Origin of the sequence: Streptomyces sp. NPDC006208 (assembly GCF_040613775.1) — a bacterium.
Classification (GTDB): Bacteria; Actinomycetota; Actinomycetes; order Streptomycetales; family Streptomycetaceae; genus Streptomyces.
Window position 1 is genome coordinate 1 of record NZ_JBEXSW010000006.1, and the last position, 24266, is coordinate 24266.

General features: G+C 71.5%; 17 protein-coding genes, 1 tRNA gene and 1 riboswitch. Of the genes, 7 read left to right on the plus strand and 11 right to left on the minus strand.

The features are described 5' to 3' along the window. Positions 1–522: 522 nt before the first annotated feature. Positions 523–1092: a MarR family transcriptional regulator gene (locus ABZ208_RS05865; RefSeq protein ID WP_328399050.1), complete on the minus strand. Its 570-nt coding sequence runs from the start codon at positions 1090–1092 to the stop codon at positions 523–525. 143 nt (positions 1093–1235) lie between these two features. Between ABZ208_RS05865 and ABZ208_RS05870 the strand changes: the two genes are divergently transcribed. Beyond that, positions 1236–2543, plus strand: a complete 1308-nt coding sequence (locus ABZ208_RS05870) for an MFS transporter (RefSeq protein ID WP_356908500.1) — start codon at positions 1236–1238, stop codon at positions 2541–2543. Here the strand turns inward: ABZ208_RS05870 and ABZ208_RS05875 are convergent. Together ABZ208_RS05875 and ABZ208_RS05880 are read right to left on the minus strand one after the other, a co-directional pair. Then, positions 2537–4195 carry a SpoIIE family protein phosphatase gene (locus ABZ208_RS05875; protein ID WP_356908343.1) on the minus strand — a complete coding sequence of 553 codons (1659 nt, stop codon included), beginning with the start codon at positions 4193–4195 and terminating at the stop codon, positions 2537–2539. The two genes, ABZ208_RS05870 and ABZ208_RS05875, sit on opposite strands and share 7 nt — an antisense overlap. Before the next feature lie 139 nt (positions 4196–4334). After that, positions 4335–5717 (minus strand): FAD-dependent oxidoreductase, encoded by a 1383-nt coding sequence (locus ABZ208_RS05880; RefSeq protein WP_356908501.1) that lies wholly within the window; start codon positions 5715–5717, stop codon positions 4335–4337. A 413-nt stretch (positions 5718–6130) separates the two neighbouring features. Here ABZ208_RS05880 and ABZ208_RS05885 point away from each other — a divergent pair, with 413 nt between their 5' ends. Both ABZ208_RS05885 and ABZ208_RS05890 read left to right on the plus strand, forming a co-directional pair. Beyond that, the gene (locus tag ABZ208_RS05885) at positions 6131–6952 is read left to right on the plus strand and encodes a helix-turn-helix domain-containing protein (protein WP_356908344.1); all 822 of its coding nucleotides are present in this window, start codon (positions 6131–6133) and stop codon (positions 6950–6952) included. 226 nt (positions 6953–7178) lie between these two features. Continuing rightward, the gene (locus ABZ208_RS05890; RefSeq protein WP_356908345.1) at positions 7179–9152 is read left to right on the plus strand and encodes a sigma-70 family RNA polymerase sigma factor; all 1974 of its coding nucleotides are present in this window, start codon (positions 7179–7181) and stop codon (positions 9150–9152) included. Positions 9153–9209: 57 nt separating this feature from the next. On the opposite strand, the gene ABZ208_RS05895 is transcribed toward ABZ208_RS05890, so the two are convergent. Beyond that, entirely contained in the window at positions 9210–11354 is a 2145-nt protein-coding gene (locus ABZ208_RS05895; RefSeq protein WP_356908502.1) for an asparagine synthase-related protein, read from the minus strand. A gap of 691 nt (positions 11355–12045) precedes the next feature. Here ABZ208_RS05895 and ABZ208_RS05900 point away from each other — a divergent pair. From ABZ208_RS05900 to ABZ208_RS05915, 4 genes are all read left to right on the plus strand, one after another. Further along, positions 12046–13527: an MFS transporter gene (locus ABZ208_RS05900; RefSeq protein ID WP_356908346.1), complete on the plus strand. Its 1482-nt coding sequence runs from the start codon at positions 12046–12048 to the stop codon at positions 13525–13527. Between the two features lie 327 nt (positions 13528–13854). Further along, the gene (lhgO, locus tag ABZ208_RS05905; protein ID WP_356908347.1) at positions 13855–15078 is read left to right on the plus strand and encodes an L-2-hydroxyglutarate oxidase; all 1224 of its coding nucleotides are present in this window, start codon (positions 13855–13857) and stop codon (positions 15076–15078) included. A 180-nt stretch (positions 15079–15258) separates the two neighbouring features. Beyond that, positions 15259–16005 (plus strand): tRNA (guanosine(46)-N7)-methyltransferase TrmB, encoded by a 747-nt coding sequence (trmB, locus tag ABZ208_RS05910; RefSeq protein WP_356908503.1) that lies wholly within the window; start codon positions 15259–15261, stop codon positions 16003–16005. A 161-nt stretch (positions 16006–16166) separates the two neighbouring features. Next, positions 16167–17441: a PrsW family intramembrane metalloprotease gene (locus ABZ208_RS05915; RefSeq protein ID WP_356908504.1), complete on the plus strand. Its 1275-nt coding sequence runs from the start codon at positions 16167–16169 to the stop codon at positions 17439–17441. Between the two features lie 173 nt (positions 17442–17614). Here ABZ208_RS05915 and ABZ208_RS05920 read toward each other — a convergent pair whose 3' ends face one another. The 7 genes from ABZ208_RS05920 to ABZ208_RS05950 all read right to left on the minus strand — a co-directional run bounded on the left by ABZ208_RS05920 (position 17615) and on the right by ABZ208_RS05950 (position 24140). Further along, a complete protein-coding gene (locus tag ABZ208_RS05920) occupies positions 17615–18661 on the minus strand; it encodes a M23 family metallopeptidase (protein ID WP_356908348.1) in 1047 nt (348 codons plus the stop codon). An 11-nt stretch (positions 18662–18672) separates the two neighbouring features. After that, a riboswitch (cyclic di-AMP (ydaO/yuaA leader) is annotated at positions 18673–18828 on the minus strand. Between the two features lie 238 nt (positions 18829–19066). Next, positions 19067–20209 carry a PP2C family protein-serine/threonine phosphatase gene (locus tag ABZ208_RS05925; RefSeq protein ID WP_356908349.1) on the minus strand — a complete coding sequence of 381 codons (1143 nt, stop codon included), beginning with the start codon at positions 20207–20209 and terminating at the stop codon, positions 19067–19069. A 183-nt stretch (positions 20210–20392) separates the two neighbouring features. Next, positions 20393–20466, minus strand: a tRNA-Met gene (locus tag ABZ208_RS05930). Between the two features lie 429 nt (positions 20467–20895). Next, a complete protein-coding gene (locus tag ABZ208_RS05935; protein WP_356908350.1) occupies positions 20896–22110 on the minus strand; it encodes a globin domain-containing protein in 1215 nt (404 codons plus the stop codon). Positions 22111–22178: 68 nt separating this feature from the next. After that, the gene (locus ABZ208_RS05940; protein ID WP_356908351.1) at positions 22179–22622 is read right to left on the minus strand and encodes an Rrf2 family transcriptional regulator; all 444 of its coding nucleotides are present in this window, start codon (positions 22620–22622) and stop codon (positions 22179–22181) included. Between the two features lie 133 nt (positions 22623–22755). Next, positions 22756–23310: a hypothetical protein gene (locus ABZ208_RS05945; RefSeq protein ID WP_356908352.1), complete on the minus strand. Its 555-nt coding sequence runs from the start codon at positions 23308–23310 to the stop codon at positions 22756–22758. Between the two features lie 125 nt (positions 23311–23435). After that, a complete protein-coding gene (locus tag ABZ208_RS05950) occupies positions 23436–24140 on the minus strand; it encodes a hypothetical protein (RefSeq protein ID WP_356908353.1) in 705 nt (234 codons plus the stop codon). Positions 24141–24266 lie beyond the last annotated feature (126 nt).

The window sequence follows — 24266 nt, forward strand, 5'->3', positions numbered from 1 at the left end:
GGAACCCTGCCATCCGAAGATGGACGGGGTATCAACATATCTGGCGTTGATTTTTGGCACGCTGTTGAGTTCTCAAGGAACGGACGCTTCCTTTGTACTCACCCTCTCGGGCTTTCCTCCGGGCGCTTCCCTTCGGTCTTGCGTTTCCGACTCTATCAGACTCTTTCGTGTCCGATTCCCGGCCGGCGGGCGCTTTCCGGTTCCACGCTTTCGCGTTTCCCTTTCCGGCGAGTCCGACTCTATCAGATCCTTTCGGGCCTGATTCCCAGTCAGCGGGAGTTGTCTTTCCGGCTGTTGGGCCGTTCCGACGTCCGAAACTCTAGCGGATTTCCCAGGCGGCTCATAATCGAGCCCTCGAAATAGATTTCGGCATGCCGAAATCATCCCGACCGGGAGTTCGTGCTGAGTTTGGTTGCCGCATCAGCGGCGTGAGTGGCCGTCGCAGAACCGTTCCGGTCCCGCGACAACTCGAAGAACCTTACGGACCGGCGAGGGCCGTGTCAACCTCCGCCGTGTGACGTTCTACTCCAGGTCGGTGAGCCTGCCGCCGGCGTCCGGCTGAGTGTGTTCCACCCGGCGCAGCACGCGGATGAGCAGCTCGCCGAGGACAGCCCGCTCGGCGCCCGAGAGGTCCTGGAGCAGGTCCTCCTCGAAGTTCGTCGCCATGCGCATCGCTTCGAGCCACTTCGTGCGGCCCTCGTCCGTCAGCTCCACGATCACGCGGACCCTGTTGGTCTCGTCGCGGTCGCGGGTGACCAGTCCCTCGGCCGCCATGCGGTCGATGCGGTGGGTCATGGCAGCCGGGGTCAGACCGAGGCGCTTGGCGAGTTCCCCTGGGCCGAGGCGGTAGGGAGAGCCTGCGAGCACGAGTGTCTTGAGGACCTCCCACTCGGCGTTGCTGATGCCCAGGGCGGCCACCTGGCGGCCGTACGCGACGTTCATCCGGCGGTTGAGCCGGCCCAGGGCCGACACCACCTTCTCGACCTGGGGGTCCAGATCGCCGAATTCGCGCTGGTAGGCGGCGATCTGCTCGTCGAGGCCGGGCTCCTGGGGGCCGGGCGACGCAGGGCCGTCAGGGGTCGCAGTAGGCATGCGCCGAAGTATCGCACGGCTCGATTGGCGTCGAAGTCCTTCGATGTGTACTGTTGACGTTCTAACTTTACTGTTGAAGTCTTGAGGCTTCAGTCCTCTGATACCTGAAGTGGGTGAACGTGACCAAGGCGAAGGGTGCAGCGATGCGCCGGATCCAGGCGGGGAACGCGCTGAGCGCGTTCGGACTCGGCTTCACCGTTCCGTATCTGTACGTCTATGTGGCGCAGGTGCGGGACCTGGGCTCGAGCTCGGCAGGTGCCGTGCTCGCGGTCTTCGCGATGGCCGCACTCGTCGCCCTCCCGTTCACCGGACGGGTCATCGACCGGCGCGGGCCGCTGCCGGTGCTGGTGGGGGCTGCCGTGCTGGCGGCCGTCGGTGCCGCAGGGATGGGGCTCGCGACCTCGGTACCGGCCGTCGTCATGTCCACCGCGCTGCTCGGCGCCGGCACGGCCGTGATGCAGCCCGCACTCGCGACCATGATCGTCTGGTGCTCGGAGAGCGCGACCCGGACCCGCGCGTTCGCCATGCAGTTCTTTCTGCAGAACCTCGGGCTCGGCATCGGCGGTCTGATCGGCGGCCACATCGTGGACGAGAGCCGGCCCGCCAGCTTCACCCTGCTGTTCGGCATCGAGGCCGCGATGTTCCTGGTGCTGGCCGCGATCGCGCTCACCGTGCGGCTGCCCCGCTCACTCACCCTCCAGGAGGCCCGGCCCGCGAACACCGAGGCCAAGGCGAGGGGCGGCATACGGGCACTGCTCGGGCACCGGGCGATGGTGCAACTGTGCGTCCTCGGCTTCGTCCTCTTCTTCGCCTGCTACGGACAGTTCGAGTCGGGCCTGGCCGCATACGGCACCGAGGCCGCAGGGATCGAGCCCGCGACGCTGGGGACGGCGCTGGCCGCCAACACCGCGGTGATCGTGGCCGCGCAGTTCCTCGTACTGAGGTTCGTGGAGCGCCGCAGGCGCAGCCGGGTGATCGCCTCGGTCGGGCTGATCTGGGCCGTCGCCTGGATCGCGGCGGGGTACGCCGGGCTCGGCCACGGCAGCCAGGCGATGGCGACGGCCGCGTTCATCTCCACGTACGCGCTGTTCGGGCTCGGCGAGGCCATGCTGTCGCCGACCGTGGCCCCGCTGGTGGCCGATCTCGCCCCAGAGGGGATGGTCGGTCAGTACAACTCTGCGTTCGCCCTGGTCAAGCAGCTCGCCCTCGCGGTCGGCCCGGCCGTCGGCGGCCCGATGGGTGCCGCGCTGCACGGGCCATACATCGTGACGTTCACGCTGTTCTCGCTGGGCATCACGGTGCTGGCGCTGCGCCTGGGCAGGCGGCTCACCCCCGCGCAGGACCAGCCGTCGCTCGCCGCGAAGTCGCGTGTGGTGGCGGTGCACAAGGTCGAGCAGGATCCGCAGACCGGGCAGGACACACAGCCCGTGGTCGCTGCCTCAGCTCACTGAGGCAGGGCGAACTCGCACCAGACCGCCTTCCCGCCGCCCGGTGTGCGGCGGGACCCCCAGGACGAGGCGATCGTCGCGACGATGGAAATCCCGCGACCCGCCTCGTCCTCCGATTCCGCGCGACGGCGGCGCGGAAGATGATCGTCCCCGTCCGTCACCTCGATGATCAGCCGCCGGTCGGTGCGCCGGAGTCTGAGACCCATCGGCGGGACGCCGTGCTGCAAGGAGTTGGCGACCAGCTCGCTGGCCGCCAGCACTCCCAGATCGTGCAGCTCCGGCGAGAACCGCCACGAGGCCAGCACCCCTGACGCGAACGCCCGTGCGCGGGGCGCCGCCTCGATGCCGCCGAGCAGGTCGAGGGCGGCGTTGTGGAACAGCTCGGCGTCCCCTCCCGTACGCGTCGGATGCTGGATCACCAGAACGGCGACATCGTCGTCATGATCCGCCGTCACCCCCAGGGAGCGGATCAGCCGGTCGCAGACCACCTGCGGGGTCCCGGTCGCGCCGGCGAGCGCCCGCTCCAGAGCAGCCATTCCCTCGTCGATGTCCTCGCCGCGCCGCTCGACCAGGCCGTCCGTGTAGAGGACGGCGGTGGAGCCGGGCGGAAGGTCGATCGTCCCCGAGGTGTGCAGCCAGCCGCCGGTGCCCAGCGGGGGGCCGGTCGGCTCGGCCGCGCGGCGGACCGTGCCGTCCTCGTCGCGGACCAGGATCGGCAGATGGCCGGCGGAGGCGTAGACGAGCCGGCCTTCGTTCGGATCGTGGACGGCATAGACACAGGTGGCGATCTGGCTGGCGTCGATCTCGGCGGCGAGGCCGTCGAGCAACTGGAGCACCTCGTGCGGCGGCAGGTCGAGGCGGGCGTAGGCCCGTACGGCGGTGCGGAGCTGGCCCATGACGGCGGCAGCGCGAACCCCACGGCCCATCACGTCGCCGATGACCAGGGCGGTGCGGCCGGCTCCGAGGGTGATCACGTCGTACCAGTCGCCACCGACCGCGGCGTCCGTGCCGCCCGGCTGATACGTGGCGGCGAAGCGCAGATCGTCGGGCTGCTCCAACTCCTGCGGCAACAACGACCTCTGGAGCGTCACCGCGGTCTCGCGGTGACGGCGCTCGCTGGCCCGCAGCCGTTCGGCCGCCTCGGCGTGGTCGGTGACATCGGCGGCGAAGACGAGCACGCCCTCGGTGTCCTTGTGATCGCCCGACCACTCGGCGGGCAGGCAGGTGACCGTGTACGAGCCGCCGCCCTGGGTCCTGCGGGACTTGACCGTACGCGGCTTGCCGCTGCGCAGGACCTGGTCCATCAGCGGCAGCAGGCCCAGCTCGACGAGCTCGGGGCAGGCCTCGGCGGCGACCGATCCGGCCGGGCGGTGGCCGAAGGCCTGGGCGTAGGCGTCGTTGACGTAGGCGATGCGGTGCTCGGTGCCGTACACGAGCGCGACCAGGGCGGGAAGGCGGCCGAGGATCTCAGGAGCGGAGAAGTCCTCGAGGGCGGGGACATCGGGCAGCGGCTCGAGCTGCTGTCCGTACTCGCCGCGGGCCGCGGGTACGGCGCCTTCGCCTCGCTGGGCCGGGGAGATTCCGTGATCGGTCCCCCGCGCTGCGGCGCGACGCTGCGTACCGGGGAGCCTTGGGCTCCAACGCGTGAAGTTCACTGACTTTCTAGCCTCAATGGGTTTGTCGCCAAGGGTCACTCTGTGCAGGTGTGAGCCCACCTATGGTCACACGTCCAGTGTGGCCGACCGGACTGACAGTCGTCTTTGCCGAGCGCCGTCGGCCGGATCCGGAGCCCCGTCAGCTGCCTCTGGAGCTGCCGGGATCGGATCCGTCCTGCGGCCCCGTGTCCTTTTCCTTCTTCTTCGCGCCGTTGCCGTTGCCCCGCCCGTTGCGCCGGCCGCCTGCGGCCAGTTCGAACTGCGCACGCGGGTGCTCGAGCGAGCCGAGGGAGACGATCTCGCGTTTGAACAGGCCTGCCAGGGTCCATTCGGCGAGTACGCGGGCCTTGCGGTTGAAGGTGGGCACGCGGCTGAGGTGGTAGACCCGGTGCATCAGCCAGGCCGGATAACCCTTGAGCTTTCGGCCGTAGACATGGGCGACACCCTTGTGGAGGCCGAGGGACGCCACCGACCCGACGTACTTGTGGGCGTACTCCTGGAGGGGCTCGCCGCGCAGCGACGCCACGATGTTCTCGGCCAGAACCTTGGTCTGGCGCACGGCGTGCTGGGCGTTGGGCGCGCATTCCGCGCCCGGCTCGTCCGAGGTGATGTCGGGGACCGCCGCCGCGTCCCCCGCCGACCAGGCGTGCTCGACGCCGGCGACGGAGAGCTGGGCGGTACAGGTCAGCCGGCCGCGCTCGTTCAGGGGCAGATCGGTGGCGGCGAGGATCGGCGCGGGCTTGACCCCGGCCGTCCACACCACCGTACGGGTCGGGAAGCGCGAACCGTCACTCAGGACGGCGACACGGTCCTCGCAGGAGTCCAGGCGGGTCTCGAGACGTACGTCGATGTTGCGGGCGCGCAGCTCGCGTACGGCGTACCTGCCCAACTCCTCACCGACCTCGGGCAGGATGTGGTCGGCCGCTTCCACCAGGATCCATTTCAGGTCCTCGGGCTTGAGGTTGTGGTAGTAGCGCGAGGTGTAGCGGGCCATGTCCTCGAGCTCGGCCAGCGCCTCGACGCCCGCGTAACCGCCGCCGACGACGACGAAGGTGAGGGCGGCGTCGCGGATGGCCGGATCGCGCGTGGACGATGCGATGTCCATCTGCTCGATGACGTGGTTGCGCAGGCCGATGGCTTCCTCGACGGTCTTGAAACCGATACCGAAGTCGGCGAGGCCGGGGACCGGCAGGGCACGGGAGATGGATCCGGGTGCGAGGACGAGTTCGTCGTAGGTGAACTCGGTCGCGCCGGTGCCCTCCTCCTCGGTGGCGAGTGTCGCGACGGTCACCGTGCGCTTGGCGTGATCGATTGTCCGGGCCTCGCCGATGACGATCGTGCATCCGTCGAGGTCGCGACGGAGCGGGACCACGACATGACGTGGGGAGATCGAGCCGGCCGCGGCTTCCGGGAGGAACGGCTGATACGTCATGTACGGATCGGGTGTGACCACGACGATCTCCACATCGCCGCGCCCGAGCTCGGGCTTCAGCTTCCGCTGGAGGCGCAGTGCCGTGTACATCCCGACGTAACCGCCGCCGACGACGAGAATGCGCGTGCGCGGCGGGGTGCCGGGGGTCGCGCCCCGGGTGTTTGCAGCCTTCACCTTCCCATGACGCAACGGGCTCAAGCGTTTGTCCACAGCCCCGGCAAATTGTGTGACCGGAAGACGACTGTGGCCCGACCGGGGCACGGTTTCGGACGAAAGGGAAGGTCCGCAGGTCAGACCGGTCGAGAAGGGTGCTGGGAGGGGGCCGAATAGGGAACCTTCCGGCCCTTGCTCCGATCGGGGGGCGCAGTGTGCGGAAGTACCCCCTTCTGAATTGACCCTGGCTCAACTATGTTCGTACTCGGTCGGGGTGCCGGGTCACGGCACGCCCGGCGGACTGGGCGGGGAGGTCTCCGGGGGGAGACAACATGACCGGGGGAACGCTTATGCATATTCAGGATTCGCATTGGCAGGCTGCTGCTGTCTCGTCTGCTGCGGCGGATGCGTCGTCCGCATCGGCCGTGGCCTCGGCCGCGGACAGTAGTGGGAACGGACAGGCGGGATCGGGCGGGGCCAGCCGCTCGACACCGCTGCGGGTGGACGCACAGCGCAATCTCGAGCACGTACTGCGCGCCGCGCGCGAGGTGTTCGGCGAACTGGGCTACGGCGCACCGATGGAGGATGTGGCGCGACGGGCCAGGGTCGGTGTCGGAACGGTGTACCGCCGTTTCCCGAGCAAGGACGTGCTGGTGCGGCGGATAGCCGAGGAGGAGACCTCCCGGCTGACCGAGCAGGCGCGTACGGCGCTGGGGCAGGAGGAGGAGCCGTGGTCGGCGCTTTCCCGCTTCCTGCGCACGTCGGTTGCGTCCGGCGCCGGGCGCCTGCTGCCGCCGCACGTACTGAGGGTCGGCGCGGACGGCGAGGAGCCCGGGGACGCCGCGAGCGGCGGTCTGCGCGAGGCGCATGACGTGCCTCGGGTGCTGCACCAGCGGCACGGTACGCAGCCTGGGCTGCGCGTCGTCGCGCCTCGGTCGGCGCCGGCAGAGGAGCGGGACGACGCCGGTGCCGCGGACCTGCTGGAGGTCGTGGGTCAGCTGGTCGACCGGGCGCGGGCGGCGGGTGAGCTGCGCGGTGATGTGACCGTGGCGGACGTGCTGCTGGTGATAGCCACGGCCGCGCCCTCGCTGCCGGATGCCGCGCAGCAGGAAGCGGCCTCGGCCCGGCTGCTGGAGATTCTTCTGGAGGGTCTGCGCCCGCGGTCGGCCTGAGAACGCCTGACGCCCGCCGCACGAATGCCGGACGACGCCGAACGACACCGTGGCTCGGCGACCATGCGGCCGATGAGCCTTCCCCGAACGAGTGATGGACCGTGCTCGTTTTCGGGGAAGTCTCCCCGGATGGGTGGTTGCCGGACACGGGGGTTCGGTGCATGGCCTCTCTGTGTCACGCTTGCCCGGTGTTCGGGTCCGCGGGTGCTTACAGGAGCTTGTCGCGATGAGCGGTGACGGTCGGGACGAGTCACTCGACGGTGCGAGCAGGGCCACCACCGGGAATCCGTCTCGTCAAGTGCCTGTCCAGGGCGGCCCGGTGGATGCGTCAGGGACCGCCGGCTACCGGTCCGACCCCGCCGAGGAGTACGCCGTACCGCCGCAGCGCGAGGGCGGCCGCAGCGGCGCCGCCCTGCCGCAGTCGCGCGAAATGCCCTGGTCGGACGGCGAGTTGGTCCAGCGCATGCGGGACGGCGACGACAGCGCGTACGAGGAACTGTTCCGCAGGCACGCGCAGGCCGTCCGCAGATACGCGCGCACCTGCTGCCGGGATGCGCACACAGCGGACGACCTGACGGCCGAGGTGTTCGCGCGGACACTGCAGGCGGTGCGCGGTGGCTCCGGGCCCCGGCAGGCGGTCCGGGCGTACCTGCTGACGACGGTGCGGCGCGTGGCCGCGGCGTGGGCGAAGACGGCGAAGCGCGAGCAACTGGTAGACGACTTCGCGGTGTTCGCCGCGGCGGCCGCTGCGAGCACGGACGTGTCGGGCGACGAAACGCTCGATCTGGGCGCGGACGTACGGGCGATGCACGAGGCCGAGCAGTCGCTCGCCCTGCAGGCCTTCCGCTCCCTGCCCGAGCGGTGGCAGGCCGTGCTGTGGCACACGACCGTCGAGGAGGAGTCGCCGAGCGAGGTCGCACCGCTGTTCGGGCTGACCGCCAATGCCACGGCGGTGCTGGCCGGCCGGGCCCGCGAGGGGCTCAGGCAGGCCTACCTCCAGGCCCATGTGTCCACCGCCCTCACCTCGGGTGGCGACTGTGCGCGGTACGCGGACCGGCTGGGCGCGTACGCGCGGGGCGGGTTACGGATGCGGGCGGAGCGTGGGCTGCGCAAGCATCTGGAGGAGTGCGTCAAGTGCCGTCTGGCCGCGGGTGAGCTGGCGCATGTCAACGCCGGGATCCCCGCGCTGCTCCCGGTCGCGGTCATCGGCTGGTTCGCCGCCGGTTACTCGCTCCAGGCCGCGGGGATCGTGGCCGGCGGAGCCGCGGGAGCGGCCGGGGTGGCCGGGGTTGCCACCGCTGCGGGTGGCTCGGCGGCAGGCAGCGCCTCTGGCGGCGCAGCCGCCGGTGGGGCGGTGGCAAAAGGGCTGGGCGCGCCCGCGAAGGCGGGGATCGCGGCGGCCGCAGGCGTTGCCGCGACCGCCGGGCTGGTGTGGGCCATGTCCAGTGAGCCCGAGCAGACGACCAGGCCGGAGGCCAGGCCGGCGGCCATCAGGCCCGTCGAATCGCGGCCGCCGGCGCCGGGCCCGGAACCCGAGCCGCCGGCTTCGTCCGCACCCACCCCGACGCGGCGAGCGGAATCCGCACCGTCGCCTGCGCCCACATCCCCCCGGCAGGCGGCTGCGGTGACGCCCACGTCCGAGGCCCCGGCGCCGCCCGCGCCCAGCCCGACCCCCACCCCGACGCCGTCCCGGCCTCAGCAGCCCGCCCCGGTGCCTCCCGCCCCGCCCACGGCTCCGCCACCTCCGCCGCCTCCCCCTCCGGCGGCCGAGGTCTACCAGGTGAACAGGCTCGAGTACGGCGCGTTCGGCGACCACACCGAGCCGGAGGTGCGCCTTCGCGGGAGCACCTGGCTGTGGCAGCGCTGGGGCATGTCGATCGACGGCAAGCGGTACGGACACGGTGTGACCGTGCACGCCACGTCGTCCGTCACCATCGACCTCAACCGCCGGTGCACCTCCTATGACGCACTCGTCGGGGTCGACGACATGACGCTCGGACCCGGCGCGGTGCGCTTCTCCGTGTACGGGGACGGCGCGCCGCTGTGGCGGTCTGCGGTGATCCGCCGCGGGGACTCCGCCGTGCCGGTGCATGTGCCGCTCTCCGGCCGGAAGACGATCCGCCTCGTCGTCGAACCACGCACGCCGGCCGGATCGGTGGCGCTCGCCGACTGGGCCCAGGCGCAGATCACCTGCCACTAGCCAGGGCGGACCGGACGCGGCAAGCACCGCCCTTCTCCCGCGCGGCGCGCCGAAGTCTCAGGCCTGAAGCGTGGGCCTCTGCGGTACACCACCCGCGACCGCGCGCGAGCGCGGAGCGGCCGTGCCCGTCCAGCAGGTGCCGCGGCGCGAGAGCAGTCTGCGCAGCCACAGCTCGGTGGAGATCAGGTCGGTCAGGCCGTCCAACGGCACGGGTTCGCCCTCCGACGCGGCCCGCAGCGCCTTGCGGACGACCCGCGCCTCCACGAGACCGGCGTCCGCGAGCAAGGGGGCGTCGAAGAGGGCGATCAGATGCGGGAGCGCCGCCCGCAGGCCTGCCCGGGCCGTCGTGGATGAGGCAGCCTGGGTCGGGGCGCCCCACCCCGTCGGCAGATCGTGGATGCCCGTGCCCGCGAGGACCGCCCGCAGCACCGCGGTGCGCGCCCCCGGCTGGACCCGCAGCGACTCGGGCAGGTCCCGGCAGGCCCGTACGACCTGGTTGTCCAGAAAGGGGGCGTGCAGCCGCTGGCTGCGGATCTCTGCGGCCTGTTCCAGGATCCGCTGGTCCGCGGCGTGCCGGGTCAGAGCGGCCCGTGCCCGTGCCTCGCCGGGCCGCTGGACGGACGTCGGCCGGGTCGCCGCCTCCGTCAGACGAACCGATACTTCAGCGAGTGCCTCTCCCGTCAGCCAGCGCGCCGCCGGTCCCGGCCGTGACCAGGTCAGGGCGGCCAGTGAGGCACCCACCGGTCCGCCCGGCGGCCCGCCGCCCGGACGGTTCGCCGCCAGCAGCCGGTCCGCCGCCGTCTCCAGGCCGGTGCGGTACGGCGTACGGGCCAGGCGCCGCGCCGCCCGGTACACCGTGAGCGGTACGAACAGCGACTGCGGCGAAGGTCCTTCGGCGCGGGCGAGCGCCGTGACCGGCCGCAGCAGATGGCGCCGGCGCCGGTCCAGCAGCAGATCGGCCAGGCGCGCCGGGTGCGCGTCGAGCACCTGCCGTGCGCCCGCCCCGGTGAAGTGGTCGGCGCTGCCCGCGGCCAGGCGGCCCCGGTGGCGTTCGGCGACCACCAGGGACGGCGCGGGCTCGTCGGTCAGCGGGCCCGTGTCGAGCCCGGCGTACGGCAGTGTCTCCTCCCCGCCGGCGACCACGACATGGTGCAGTCGCGGGTTCGCGGCGATCGCCCGGGCCCGTTCCAGTTCGGGTTCACGGGCCTCGTGATCGCCGGTGGCGAGGTCGTTGAAGGTGACGGCGAGCAGCCGTTCACCCGCGCCGGTGCCATGGCCGAGCACGGTGCCCGGCACGCCGGGCAGTCCGGCCGCCAGCAGGGCGAGGGTGCTGGAGGCGCTGCCCCCTGACAGGTCCGCACCGATTCCGGGCGCAGGCGCCCCCCGTGCCGCGCGGCGTTCGGCGGGCCCCATGCCGGGTACGGGCCCCGGGTCGGGCGGCAGGGTCTCCGGGGCGTGCCGAGGTGCGGTGAGTCTCGCCCGTACCGCCTCGACGAGCGCGTCCCGCACGCCGTCGATGGCGCGCCCGGCCTCGATCTGCGGCCCGGCGACGGCAAGCGACGCCACCGGCTCGTACCCGGTGATCTCCCGCGAGCCCTCGCGCAGGATCAGCGCATGGCCGGGCGGGATGCGTCTGACCCCGGCGTACGGGGTGGAGTCGCGCAGCGCTTCCGGGGTCTCGGGGCAGGCCAGGAGCGCGGCCAGGTGGCCGATGTCCAGCTGGGCTTCGATGAGGTCGGCGAGCGGCAGGGCCGCGGTGGCGTAGGCCGTGCCGTTCGCCCAGGGGGTGTAGAAGACGGGTCTCGCCCCGGCCAGGTCGCCCACCACGGTGATCCGGCGGCCGACCTGGACGACGGCGGTGTAGCTGCCGGCCCATGCGGTCAGATGGCGCAGCGCGCCGCCACGGGCGGCGAACAGCCCGACCCGCAGCTCCTCGTCGCTGGCGGCGCAGCAGCCGAGGACGGCGAGGCGGGTGACGGCGGGTGCGCTCGTGCCGCCCGGGACGTTGCGCTGGGGCGGGGCGACGGTGACGACCCTGACCTCATCGGGGCGCCAGTCGCCGACCGCCCACAGCGGATCGGGATCGCCCCACAGCAGTTGGGCTCCTACGGGGTGGACCGTTCGGCCTTCGCCGGATGCCCCGACGGCCCCTGCCGTACCGAAGTTCGCGGCGATACTGCTCCACCCCACCAGCCACCGCATCGCCGCCTCCACCACATTCCCGAAGCCGTTCGGGAACATGCTGCCACGAAGGAGGCGCGCAGGAGGGTGTCCGGGTAGCGCGCGCAAAAAGTGAACACGCCCCTGGCAATGGCCGTTTGGTGACGGTCGCCGGCCCCGCCCGGGGACCGCCGAGGGTCTGCACGGGGCCTCGAAGGGCCTTTGGGGACAGACGTCATTCGGCCATTCTGTGTTCGTGCACACGCACCGGTTTCAGCTCAACTCGCAGTCCGGGAGGATCAGTTGAACTCGATTCACCTCCCGGACCGGTCCGCCGCCCGCGGGGATTGAGACGGCGGTGTCCCCCAGCCCACTGGTTTCCAGTCGCAGTGGGCCGACCCACGCAGGACTCATGGAAGCGCTCCCGACACGCCCCGGCCAGAGCGCACGAACGGGCGCACGGCCACACGGCGGGGGCACGGGGGCGTACGCGCCAACCGCCCGTACAGACAACAATCTCGCCATACGGAAGACCGCCTCTTAACGGTCGGGATGTGGCGAACTACGCTGTGTTTACTGCTGTCCTCCGCGGGCGCGCATATTCCGAAGGGCTCGGACGGGTGCTTTTGCAGCCGGGACCGGTCCAAGGGTGCTGTGCAAACCAGGAGGACACAGTACGAATGCCGTGCGCCTCGCGCGACGCGGCGGCCGTCTGTGTGTCGAGGGGTGGCGCATGTCCAGGGAGCAACGCGGGCCGAACGAGAAGCTCGGCACCGTTCTCGCCCTCGCGGGAATCAGCAACGCCGGCCTCGCCCGGCGGGTCAACGACCTCGGTGCGCAGCGCGGTCTGACCCTTCGCTACGACAAGACGTCGGTGGCGCGATGGGTGTCGAAGGGCATGGTGCCTCAGGGCTCCGCGCCCCATCTCATCGCCGCCGCCATCGGCGCGAAACTGGGCCGTCCCGTGCCGCTGCACGAGATCGGCCTCGCCGACGCCGACCCGGCGCCGGAGGTCGGTCTCGCCTTCCCGCGCGATGTGGGCGAGGCGGTGAAATCGGCCACCGAGCTCTACCGCCTCGACCTGGCCGGTCGCCGGGCGGGCGGCGGCGGCATCTGGCAGTCACTGGCCGGATCCTTCGCAGTGAGCGCTTACGCCACACCGGCCTCACGCTGGCTGATAACCCCCGCCGACTCATCCGTCGAGCGCTCGGTGGACACGGCGAGGGGCACCTCTGACACCGCAGGGGCCCCAGGAGCCCCCGGGGCCACGGAGCTGCCGGAGACGGCGGACTCCCCGGTCCGGGTGGGCCACAGCGATGTCGCCAAGCTGCGCGAGGCCGCAGAGGATGCCCGCCGCTGGGACTCCAAGTACGGGGGTGGGGACTGGCGTTCGTCGATGGTGCCGGAGTGCCTCCGGGTTGACGCGGCACCGCTGCTGCTGGGCTCGTACTCGGACGAGGTGGGCCGCGCGCTGTTCGGGGCCACCGCCGAGCTGACCCGGCTGGCCGGGTGGATGGCCTTCGACACCGGGCAGCAGGAGGCCGCGCAGCGGTACTACATCCAGGCACTGCGCCTGGCCCGCGCCGCGGCCGACGTACCGCTGGGCGGCTATGTCCTGGCGTCGATGTCGCTGCAGGCGACCTACCGGGGCTTCGCCGACGAAGGGGTCGACCTCGCCCAGGCAGCGCTGGAGCGCAACCGTGGCCTCGCCACCGCCCGCACCATGAGCTTCTTCCGCCTGGTGGAGGCACGGGCGCACGCCAAGGCGAACGACGCGGCGGCGGCCGGCGCCGCGCTCAAGTCGGCGGAGGGATGGCTGGAGCGCTCGCGCGAGGGCGACACCGACCCGACCTGGCTGGGCTTCTACTCGTACGACCGGTTCGCGGCGGACGCGGCCGAGTGCTACCGGGACCTGAAGGCGCCGCGTGAGGTACGCCGATTCACCGAGCAGGCGCTGTCGCGGCCGACGGAGGAGTTCGTGCGCTCGCACGGCTTACGTCTGGTCGTCTCGGCGGTCGCCGAGCTGGAGTCGGGCAATCTGGACGCGGCATGCGCGGCCGGCACCCGGGCGGTGGAGGTCGCGGGCCGGATCTCCTCGGCGCGTACGACCGAGTACGTACGGGACCTGCTGCACCGCCTCGAGCCGTACGGCGACGAGCCGCGGGTCGTGGAGCTGAGGGAGCGGGCCCGGCCGCTGCTGGTCGCCCCGGCCTAGGCCGTGTCTGCCACATGGCGCCGTCCGCCCGCAGGGCGGGGTGCGCGGCATCCGGTGCATGCAATCGCAAGGGTGGTACCCCCCGGCCGGAGGCCGGGGGAGATCATCCTCGTACCGGACGTACTCGGATGACACCGACAACGCAGCCGGGGGTACCCCCGGGCGAAGCTCCGGGGGAGGGCTGCCGGGCGTCACGCACCAGGCGGGACGTGTCAGACACGGCCAGGCGGCCGCACGGCACTTCGCTCCCCCGGCCCGGCAACGGCACGGGCCTGGTTTAAGCGCATTGTCGGTGGGCCAGTGCACTATCGGGGTGGGAGGTGTGCGGTGACGACGGCATACGACTGTGACGTGCTGGTGATCGGCGGCGGGATCGTCGGTCTGTCGGTGGCGTACGCCCTCACGCGCGCGGCTCCCGGAACCACGGTGACGGTGCTGGAGAAGGAGTGGGGCCCGGCACGGCACCAGACCGGGCGGAACAGCGGAGTGATCCACAGCGGGATCTACTACCGCCCCGGCTCGCTGAAGGCACGGTTCGCGGTGCGCGGTGCGGCCGAGATGGTGAAGTTCTGCGCGGAGTACGGCATCGACCACGAGGTCACCGGGAAGCTGATCGTCGCCACCGGCCGCGACGAGCTGCCGCGGCTGCACGCCCTGGTCCAGCGCGGCCGTGAGAACGGCATTCCGGTGCGCGAGCTGGGCCCGGCCCAGATCAGCGAGTACGAGCCCCATGTGCGGGGCCTTGCCGCCATCCATGTCGGTACGACCGGGGTGTGCGACTTCGGCGCAGTGGCGGCGCAACTCGCGACCGCCTCGGGCGCGGATGTGCGGTACGGCCAAGAGGTCACCGCTGTCGACCGGCGCCCCTGGGGCGTCGCCGTGCGCACCGCGTCCGGGGCGGTGGTGCGGGCGCGGGTGCTGGTCAACTGCGCGGGGCTGCACTGCGACCGGGTGGCTCGGCTGGCGGGCGACGACCCAGGGATGCGGATCGTCCCCTTCCGGGGCGAGTACTACGAGCTGGCCCGCCCGGATCTCGTACGCGGCCTGGTCTACCCGGTGCCGGACCCGGCCTTCCCCTTCCTCGGCGTGCATCTGACCCGTGGCATCGACGGCGGCGTCCATGTCGGCCCGAACGCGGTCCCGGCGCTGGCCCGCGAGGGCTACAGCTGGGCGCAGCTGCGTCCCCGGGATCTCGCCGGCACGCTCGTCTGGCCCGGCTCGTGGCGCATCGCGCGCCGCCACTGGCGCTACGGCGCGGGCGAGCTGCACCGCTCCTTGTCCAAGCGGGCCTTCACCGAGGCGGTGCGCCGGCTGCTGCCCCCTGTGACGGAGTCCGATCTGCGGCCGGCCCCGTCGGGGGTGCGGGCCCAGGCAGTGCTGCGGGACGGGACGCTGGCGGACGACTTCCTGATCCGCGAGGCACCACGCACGGTCCATGTGCTGAACGCGCCGTCGCCTGCGGCGACGGCTTCCCTGCCGATCGGCCGCGAGGTGGCCCGCCGGGCCCTGACCGCGCTGGCGGCGGACCGTCCGGCCCGGGCGGCACGGTAGAGGCGGGGCGACAGAGGCGGGGCGACAGGGCAGGATCCGGGCGGGCGAGCCGGGCAGGCCCCAGCCCCAGCGCCTCTGCCCCGGACGCACGGACCCGAGCCGTACCGGAGGGCTCGTAGAATCGACGGCACTGTGTCTGAGCTTCGAAACCCCACCCCCGACGCCCACCGGCCGCCCTTCATACGTGCCAAGGGCGAGCCCCGTTTCCCCGGCGGGCCCGCAGCCGATCCCGCCGGTTCGCACCACGAGCGCCGTATCCGCAGCTTCCAGCCGCGGCGGAGCCGGGTGACCACGGGACAGGGCGATGCGCTGCAGCGGCTGTGGCCGGTGTGGGGCCTCGACATCGACGGGCACGGTGTGCTCGATCTCGAGGAGATGTTCGGCGGGCTGCCCGTCGTCCTGGAGATCGGGTTCGGGATGGGCGAAGCCACCGCGCAGATGGCCGCCGACGACCCGGAGACCGGGATTCTCGCCGCCGACGTCCACACCCCGGGCCAGGGCAACCTCCTCGGTCTCGCGGAGCGGAACGGGCTGTCCAACATCCGGGTGGCCAACGGTGACGCGATCATCCTCCTGCGCGAGATGCTCCCGCCCCGCTCGCTCGACGGCCTGCGGGTCTACTTCCCGGATCCCTGGCCCAAGAAGCGGCACCACAAGCGCCGGCTGATCCAGCCCGAGTTCCTCACCCTCGCCGCCCAGCGACTCAGGCCCGGCGCGCTGCTGCACTGCGCGACCGACTGGGAGCCGTACGCGGAACAGATGCTCGAGGTCCTCTCGGCGCACCCGGAGTTCGAGAACACCCAGGAGGACGGCGGCTACGCCCCGCGGCCGGCCTTCCGCCCGCTGACCCGCTTCGAGGGACAGGGGCTCGACAAGGGGCACAAGGTCCACGACCTGCTGTTCCGCCGCGTACTGCCCACCGGTTGACCCTCTGCTGCCACGGCCTGTGGCAAACACCATCGCCAGGTGTCGGTGGCCCTCGTTAGGGTCGACGGATGTCCCAGCCGTCCGCGCAGCACGCGCCGCCGCCGCCGAACACCCCGACGGGGCCGTCGCATCCGGCAGTGCCCGCCTGCGAACAGCGGCAGATGGACCATCTGCTCACCGCCGTGCCGCAGCGCGGGCGTCCGCGCTACCGGCCGCGCGCGGCCCGCGTGTGGCGGAGCAAGGCGGTCCGCGCGGGTGTGCTGATCACGCTGCTGGCCCTGTGCGGACTGGTGATCCTCGCGCTGGTACGGGAACAGACCGGCACCCACGGGTTCCTGGTCGGGCTCGGACTCGCCACCCTGCCCGTCCCGCTGCTCATGACGGCCTTCCGCTGGCTGGACCGGGTCGAACCGGGCCCCTGGCGCAATCTCCTCTTCGCGTTCTCGTGGGGCGCCTGCGCCGCCGCGCTGATCGCGATCATCGCCAACACCTTCGCGACCCGCTGGATCGCCACGGCCACCGCCGATCCGGCATCGGCGGACACGCTCGGCGCGACCGTGATCGCGCCGGTCGTCGAGGAGAGCGCCAAAGCCGCCGCGATCCTGCTGATCTTCCTCTTCCGCCGCCGTGACTTCACAGGGATCGTCGACGGCGTGGTGGTGGCCGGCTTCACCGCGACCGGTTTCGCCTTCACCGAGAACATCCTCTATCTCGGGAACGCCTTCGGCGAGGACCAGGAGATCGGCACCTCGGGACTGGCGTCCGTGACCGCCGCGACCTTCTTCGTACGCATCGTGCTGTCGCCGTTCGCGCACCCCCTCTTCACGGTGCTGACCGGCATCGGCTTCGGGATGGCCGCGCTCGCCGCCCGGCGCCGCCGGATCCGCCGCATCGCGCTGCCGCTGCTGGGTCTCGTCCTCGCGATGGGCGTGCACGCCCTGTGGAACGGCTCCGTCTCGCTGTTCGGCCCGTGGGGCTTCTACGCGGTGTACGGGGCGTTCATGGTGCCCGCGTTCGGGCTGCTGACCTGGCTGACGATATGGACCAGGCAGCGCGAGCTGCGCACGATATCCCTGCAGTTGCCCGCGTACGCCGCGGCCGGCTGGCTGCTGCCCGCCGAGCCGCCCGCACTGTCGTCCATGCGGGCGCGCACGATGGCCCGCGACTTCGCCCGGCGGACCTACGGCCCGGCCGCGGGGCATGCTGTCTCGGAGTACGAGGCGTTCGCGACCTCGCTCGCGTTTCTGCGCCACCGGGCCCACCGCGGCGCGATGGGCCCGGACTTCGCGGAGCGCGAGCAGGAGCTGCTCCACCATCTGTGGCAGCGCAGGGAGGTGGCCGGTCCCTCGCTCAGCTATGCGGCGCAGGCCACCGGACGGGTGCGGGTGCCACCTCCGTACCGCAACTACGGCGGGCCCAACCCCTACCGGATCTGACGAAGGGCGGGACCGGCAGCCCGGAGGTCGGGGGACACCGCGACCGCCGGGGTACGCGGTGCCCGCCACCGGTGCGCGGGCAGCCGGAAGCCGCCCGGCCCCGTACTCACCACGGGGGTGAGGGGGCGGGCGATCCGGACGGAAAAGCGGTGAATCGGCCGGTGTGGGGACCGTCAGACGGTGAGGCCCTTGTCCCGCAGCCACGCCATCGGGTCGAGACCCGAGCCGCCCGCGGTGTGCACCTCGAGGTGCAGGTGAGGCCCGGTGACATTGCCGGTCGCGCCGACGCGGCCGATCGTCTCGCCGGTGGTCACCTTCTGGCCCGCGGTGGCGGTCATCGAGGAGAGGTGGGCGTACCAGACCTCGGTGCCGTCCTCGAGCTCGAGGACGATGCGGTAGCCGTACGAACCGGACCAGCCGGCCGATGTGACGGTGCCGCCGTGCACCGCCTTGACCGGCGTGCCCGTCGGGGCCGCGAAGTCCAGGCCGGTGTGCTGGCCGGAGGACCACATGGAGCCGGACTCGCCGTAGGTGGAGGTGATCGTGTACGAGGAGGTGGGCAGCGAGTAGCTCGCGGCGAGCTTGGCGAGGCGCTCGGCCTCCGCCTTGGCCGCGGCGGCCTCCTCGGCCTTGCGCTTCTCCTCCGCGGCCTTGGCCTCTGCCGCGGTCTGCTGCTTCTCGGCCAGGGCAGCCGCCTGCTCGGCGGCGGCCTTCTCGGCTGCGGCCTTCGCCTCGGCGTCCACCTCGGCCTGCTGCTGCTCGGCCTGCTGCAGGATCCGGGCGCGCAGCGCCTCGCCCGCGTCGGCCGTCCGCTGGGAGCCCGCCGCGTCGCCGTCGGCGACGGCGGTCGTCACGCCGCCGAGCGTCGTGGTGTTGTCGTTCCCCGAGTCCGAGTCGTCGGACATGAGGGAGCCGACGCCCGGCAGGGACTTGGCGTCGGGGAGTTTGTCCGTGATCGCGTCGGGAAGCGATATCGAGACCGCCGGCTTGTCCTGCGCGGTGGCCATGCCACCCGCGCCGACTGCGGCGATCACACCGACGCCGAGCACCGTGGAGCTACGGGCGAGACCGCCGCGCTGCTTGACGACCCGGTGCCGGCCGCGCACCGGACGGACGGAGTCCGCGGTGGGGTTCCATTCCTCCCACTCCCGCTCCCCGGCATCGTCACCGAAGGGACTCGTTACGAAGGGGGCCTCGGGGGCAGGCATGTTGGACGCCACGAAGGCGCACTCCTTTCCTTCCTTCTCGCCTACCGGGTTAGCTGACGGGTTCGGAGCAGGAAGGTCTCCTACAGGCACTTCGGCCGCGTACAGCACGGCAAAAGACGCCCGATTCACCCCAATTGGTGGTTCCCCGGTTCCCTTGCGGGATTCGGCGCGTGCGCACGGTGCCGTCTCTTGCGACGGTTGTGACGACCGCGCTGCGTTATCGAACGTTAATAGACACGGGGGCCGGATTCCAAGCTGTTCCGACTGATCATTAACGGCTTTGGCCAGGACTTATCTGGACACAACCGTCCGGAATCGGGCGACTTGATCGCCACTCAGGACACTCCCTGTTCTGACGGTTCGTCAAATGTTATGCGGAGTGGTGTCCTTCGATCACACAGCGTGGCGCCGGGGTCGCTACTCCTCCTCTGCGGCCGTCACGGGCACCCTCGCGCCCGGCTCCGGCCGTCTCTCCGCGGGCCGGGCGACCGCCAGCAGCGCCATGTCGTCGTTCGCCCCACCGCCGGTGTGCCGTCGTACGTCGGCGACCACCGCGTCGAGCAGTTCCTCGGGCCCGGCGAACAGCCGGCCGCGCAGCCGCGCCCGGGGGTCGTAGAACACCCCGTCGGCATCGCGCGCCTCGGACAGCCCGTCGGTGTAGAACAGCAGCGTGGACCCGGCGGGCACCCGATACTCCTCCGCCCGGTCCGGCCACCTCCCCAAGTCCCCCATTCCCAGGGGAAGCGACGCCTCGGACGGCACCAGGCTGTCCACCTTCCCGTCGCCGTGCAGCACCAGCGGATCCGGATGGCCGCGGTTCACCAGCCGCACCAGGCCGCCCTCGCGCGGGATCTCACCCAGTACGGCTGTGGTGAAGCTCTCGACGGCGTCCAGGCCCTCCCGCAGGGGGGTCTCGCGTGCCAGTGCCCGCTCCAGCCGCAGGGCCACGCCCTCCAGCGAGCCCTCCTGCTCGGCCGCCTCGCCGAAGGCCCCGACGATGACGGCCACGACCGCCACCGCGCCCATCCCCTTGCCGCGTACGTCCCCGACGATCAGCCGCACACCGTGCGGCGTCTCCTGCACGGCGAACAGATCGCCGCCGATGAACGCGTCCGCCTGGGCGGCCTCGTACCGAGCAGCCACCTGCAGTCCGCCGATCCGCCCCGCCGGTTCCGGCAGCACGGCCCGCTGCGCCGCCTCCGCGATCCCCCGCGCGGAGGCGAGCCGCTCGCCACTGCGCCGGACGACCGTGTTGATCAGCAGGGCGAGCGCCGAGACGGTGACCACGGTGCTCACCTCGGTGTACGACGTGATCTCCCCGATGGACTGGTTGTAGAAGTGCAGGCCGGTCACACCCATGACCGCCGCGATCCCGGTCAGCAATGTCATGAACCAGCTGAAGAGCGGTGCGGCGATCAGCGGAGCCGCCGCGAACATCGGGACCGCGGTGAACTGGGGCGGAGTCAGCAGATCGAAGACCACCCCACCGACGATCATCAGCGGGGGCAGCACTCGGACGAGGCTCTGAGCGCTCCAGATCCTGCCCTGCTCTCGCCCCAATGCCGTTCTCCTGCCCGGTCCTCCTCCGGGCGCGGACGGTACCGCGCCCCCTCAAGGCTCCCGGCTGCCGGGCCGAACAGCGACCCGCCGTCCTCCGACCGGGCGAAGGGGCCGGCTCTCCGGCACACGACAAAGGCCCGGTTCCCGATCTTTTCGATCGGGAACCGGGCCACTGCCTGCTAGTAGCGGGGACAGGATTTGAACCTGCGACCTCTGGGTTATGAGCCCAGCGAGCTACCGAGCTGCTCCACCCCGCGTCGGTGAACACAACCTTACGCCATCCGGAGCACGGTCCCGACCAATTTTCCGGCCGACGGCCATATTCCCCGTTTTTCCTGTCACATCGCCCCTGCCCTCGTCCGTCAGTTCTTTGAGGCTTCCGCCCGGGCGGAAGCCTCATCCGCGGCTGCCGAGGACCGGTGAGCCGGCCGCTGCAGGAGCACGGGATCCCAATAGAACCAAACCGAACATAGTTCTTGACTAGGGAGAAATAAGGAGGAAAATTCTGCATACACCGGACAACCGGATGGAGCCGCACCCGCCTCCTGGAGACGTCCAGAAGCCTGCGTGACCCTAGTCTCGGCTCTGGCCAGGCCCCCGGCAGATCCTGTCGGCGACAAGAGTCCTCAGCGACGACTGAGACTCGCGGAACCGATGAGGACCGCCGGGGACTGTCGTGTCCGGGTTCAGGTCTGCGCCTTCTCCTTCTGCTGACCGAGCCACAGGTCGGGACCGAAGACCTCGTAGTGGATCGCCCGCGCGGGTACACCCCGCAGCAGCAGATCGCGGCGCACCGCGCGCATGAACGGCAGCGGGCCGCACAGGTAGGCGGTCAGCCCCTCGGGCAGATCCAGCACTCCGACGTCCGCCTGCCCGGTCGCGGCCTCACCGGCCGGATCACCGGCCTCCTCGTACCAAAGGTGCAGCTTCGCGTTCGGGTGCGCCTCGACGAGCCGGCACAACTCGTCACGGTGCGCGTGCTCGGCGGGGCTCCGGTCGGCATGGACCACGACCACAGAGCGCGTCGATCCGACGGCGGTCAGGTGATCGAGCACGGACAGCATCGGTGTGCTGCCGATGCCGGCGGAGACCAGCAGCAGCGGACCGTCGCCCTCGCGCAGCACGAGGTCGCCGAACGGGACGGACACGGTCAACTCATCGCCCACCCTTGCGTGTTCGTGGAGCCACGACGAAACCTCGCCCTCGGGACCGCGCGCACCCCGCACGCGCTTGACGGTGATGCGCCACTGCGGGCAACCGGGCGCCGCGGAGAGGCTGTACTGGCGGATCTGCCGTGCGCCGTCGGGGAGTTGCACCTGGACGCTGACGTACTGCCCCGGCCGGAAGGGCGCGACGGGGTGTCCGTCGGTGCGCCGCAGACGGAAGGAGACCACTTCGGGGGTCTCCTCGTGCCGTTCGACGATCTCCATCTGCCGCCAGACGTCGCCTTCGGCGGTCCCGGCCTCCTGGTAGAGGCGGGCTTCGGCGGCGATCAGCGCATTGGCCATCAGCCAGTAGACCTCGTCCCAGGCGGCGGCGACCCCGGGGGTGACGGCGTCACCGAGCACGTCGGCGATCGCGGCGAAGAGATGCTGGTGGACCAGCTTGTACTGGTCGGAGGTGACACCGAGCGAGGCGTGCTTGTTGGCGATGCGGGCGAGCATCGCGTCCGGCCGTTCACCGGGGTGCTCCAGCAGCATGCCGGCGAAGGCGGCGACGGAACCGGCCAGGGCCTGCCGCTGCTCCCCGTTGGCCTGGTTGCCGCGGTTGAACAGGTCCCGCAGCAGCTCGGGCCGGTCCTCGAAGAGCTTCCGGTAGAAGAGCTCGGCGATGTCGCCGATGGCGGCACCGACGGCAGGCAGGGTGGCGCGGACGATCGGCACGGACTGCTCGGAGAGCACAGCGACTCCTAATTGGTATTTAATCTTCGTATTTTTGGCCGCGGCCGACCCCGGAACGAGGACGGATTTCACTCGATGCGGCGCCCGGTCAGACCCACCAGCACCGGCCCGGTCGGCGAGGCCACCAGGTCGGCCACGGTCAGTGGATCGAGGGTGGCGTAGAAGGCCTCCTGCGCGTCGCGCAGCGCCCGCCGCAGCCGGCACGCCCCGCGCAGCGGGCAGGGCGTGTCACCCTCGCAGGTGACAACCTCCCCCTCCCCCTCGAGCTCCCGGACCAGCCGGCCGACCGAGGTCTCACGCCCCGGTCCGGTCAGCGCAAGCCCACCGCCGCGCCCCCGCCGCGCCTCGACGACCCCGAGGTGCTGCAGCCGGGCGATGGCCTTGGCCATGTGCGCGTAGGGCACGTTCATGGCCTCCGCCACCTCGCGGGTGGTCAGCGACCCGCCGTGCTCGGCAACGGCGAGACGCATCACGGCGCGGAGGCCCAGATCGGTGAACTTGGTCAGTCGCACACCATGAAGCTATCAAATTGGCATTCAGCATGCGCATTAGGGGGTGGCCTGATGCAGGGCTCCGCCGTCGCGTCCGTGGTAGCACCTCGGAAGATCATGGTGGGGATCGTCAGGCCGAGGGGCCGGGCGGCCTTCAGCGGGTGTGCAGCCGGTCGCCGGGCCCCGGGAGGAGGGGTGGGTCATAGCCGTCGTCGTCCTTGGGGTCGCCTGCATGGAGGCCAGGGCGGAGCTGGTCGGGCAGGAGGAGGACGCGGGCCGTGTCGGACAGGTCCGGATCGGTGACGGGGCCGATCCAGGAGTCGCCGTCCTCCAGCCGCGAGTCGCCGGGCCTGTCGTCCACGGCGATGGTGCTGCACAGCAGCACGACGTCCGCCGAGTCCACCGCGCAGACCGCGAGTTCCACCGAAGTGACCGGCAGGGGCCGCGCCTTGGTCGTGCGGTAGGCGAAGTGCACCGCGTCTCCGCCCTCGGGAACCTGCGGGTGCGGTCGCACCTCCCACTCGGTGATCTTGGCGGTCAGGGGGTACGTCTCGTCGCCGCGCACCGCGGTGATCTCGACCGCCGCGGGACCGGGTTCGCTCTCCGCTTCGTCTCTCGTGCCGACGCAGCCGGCAAGGGCGGCAGCCGCACAAGCGGCCACCGCCGCCCGCGCCGCCGCATCGACACGGCATCGGGTCCGCCGCCTCATTCCGCTCCGTTCACCGTCCGCCGTCCGTCCGCCGTCGCCCGCTCCCGGGGGATCAGGACAGGGCCGACGGGTCAGGCCGCCGGCGGCCCCATGCCCGTCTCGGGGCCGGGGGCCGGCCCCGGTGCTCAACCGCTCGTTCCCACCTCGTTGTTCGGCGCCCCGTCACCGACCGGCGGCAGATCGCCGCGCTCGACCGGCTGCCCGTCGTCGCCCTGCCCGGGAGGAAGTACGGCGTCGAGTTCCGCGTCGTCGGCGGCGTGCGCGGCCTCGGCCGCCTTGCGCAGGGTGGCACGATCCACGCTCCCGGTGTCGGCGTTGACCCGCACCAGCCGCCCGTCCACCTCGGTCACGTACTCGTGTTCCGAGCCGCTCCTGCGGTACCACCTCTTGCCGTCCTCCACGCACTCGACGGCGCCGCCGGTCGCAGCGCTGCCGACACCGAGCGGGGCCTTCGGGCAGCTTGCCGCGTCCATGGAGCCCCGATCGACACCCAGGCGTATCTGCACACCCGTGCCCTGCTCCACATACGTCGCCGAGAACCCGTCGGCGCCGAGGACGCCCACGGACTGCTTGGCCACCTCATAGCCCGACACCTCGGTGACGTAGACGTTCTCGATCGCCACTTGGGCGGCACGCGCACGTGCCTCCAGCTCGGACCGGTCCGCTCCAGAGCCGGCGGATCCGCTACCAGAGGTTCCCGATGCGGCGGTTCCCGTCCCGGCGGCTTCCGTTCCGGCGGTTTCCGTTCCGCAGGCGACCAGGGCAAGGGCAAGGGGTGCCACGGCCGTCACGGGCAACAGGAGGCGCGGCAGGCGCGCGAGAGACTTCATGCGGTCATGGTGCCGCACAGGTGTTCCCCGTTCCGGGAAGGGATGTCCCGTTCGTTGTCCTCGAACGACACCGTGACCGGCCGAGCAATCGGCCGGATCGGCCCCGAGAACAAGGTCAGCCCCAGG

Coding starts and splice junctions, on each gene's coding strand:
- ABZ208_RS05900 (WP_356908346.1), top strand. CDS start 12,046: ATGTCCAGGGAGCAACGCGGGCCGAACGAGAAGCTCGGCACCGTTCTC.
- ABZ208_RS05880 (WP_356908501.1), bottom strand. CDS start 5,717: ATGTACACGGCACTGCGCCTCCAGCGGAAGCTGAAGCCCGAGCTCGGG.
- ABZ208_RS05895 (WP_356908502.1), bottom strand. CDS start 11,354: ATGCGGTGGCTGGTGGGGTGGAGCAGTATCGCCGCGAACTTCGGTACG.
- ABZ208_RS05865 (WP_328399050.1), bottom strand. CDS start 1,092: ATGCCTACTGCGACCCCTGACGGCCCTGCGTCGCCCGGCCCCCAGGAG.
- ABZ208_RS05870 (WP_356908500.1), top strand. CDS start 1,236: ATGCGCCGGATCCAGGCGGGGAACGCGCTGAGCGCGTTCGGACTCGGC.
- ABZ208_RS05890 (WP_356908345.1), top strand. CDS start 7,179: ATGAGCGGTGACGGTCGGGACGAGTCACTCGACGGTGCGAGCAGGGCC.
- ABZ208_RS05950 (WP_356908353.1), bottom strand. CDS start 24,140: ATGAAGTCTCTCGCGCGCCTGCCGCGCCTCCTGTTGCCCGTGACGGCC.
- ABZ208_RS05915 (WP_356908504.1), top strand. CDS start 16,167: ATGGACCATCTGCTCACCGCCGTGCCGCAGCGCGGGCGTCCGCGCTAC.
- ABZ208_RS05885 (WP_356908344.1), top strand. CDS start 6,131: ATGCATATTCAGGATTCGCATTGGCAGGCTGCTGCTGTCTCGTCTGCT.
- ABZ208_RS05945 (WP_356908352.1), bottom strand. CDS start 23,310: ATGAGGCGGCGGACCCGATGCCGTGTCGATGCGGCGGCGCGGGCGGCG.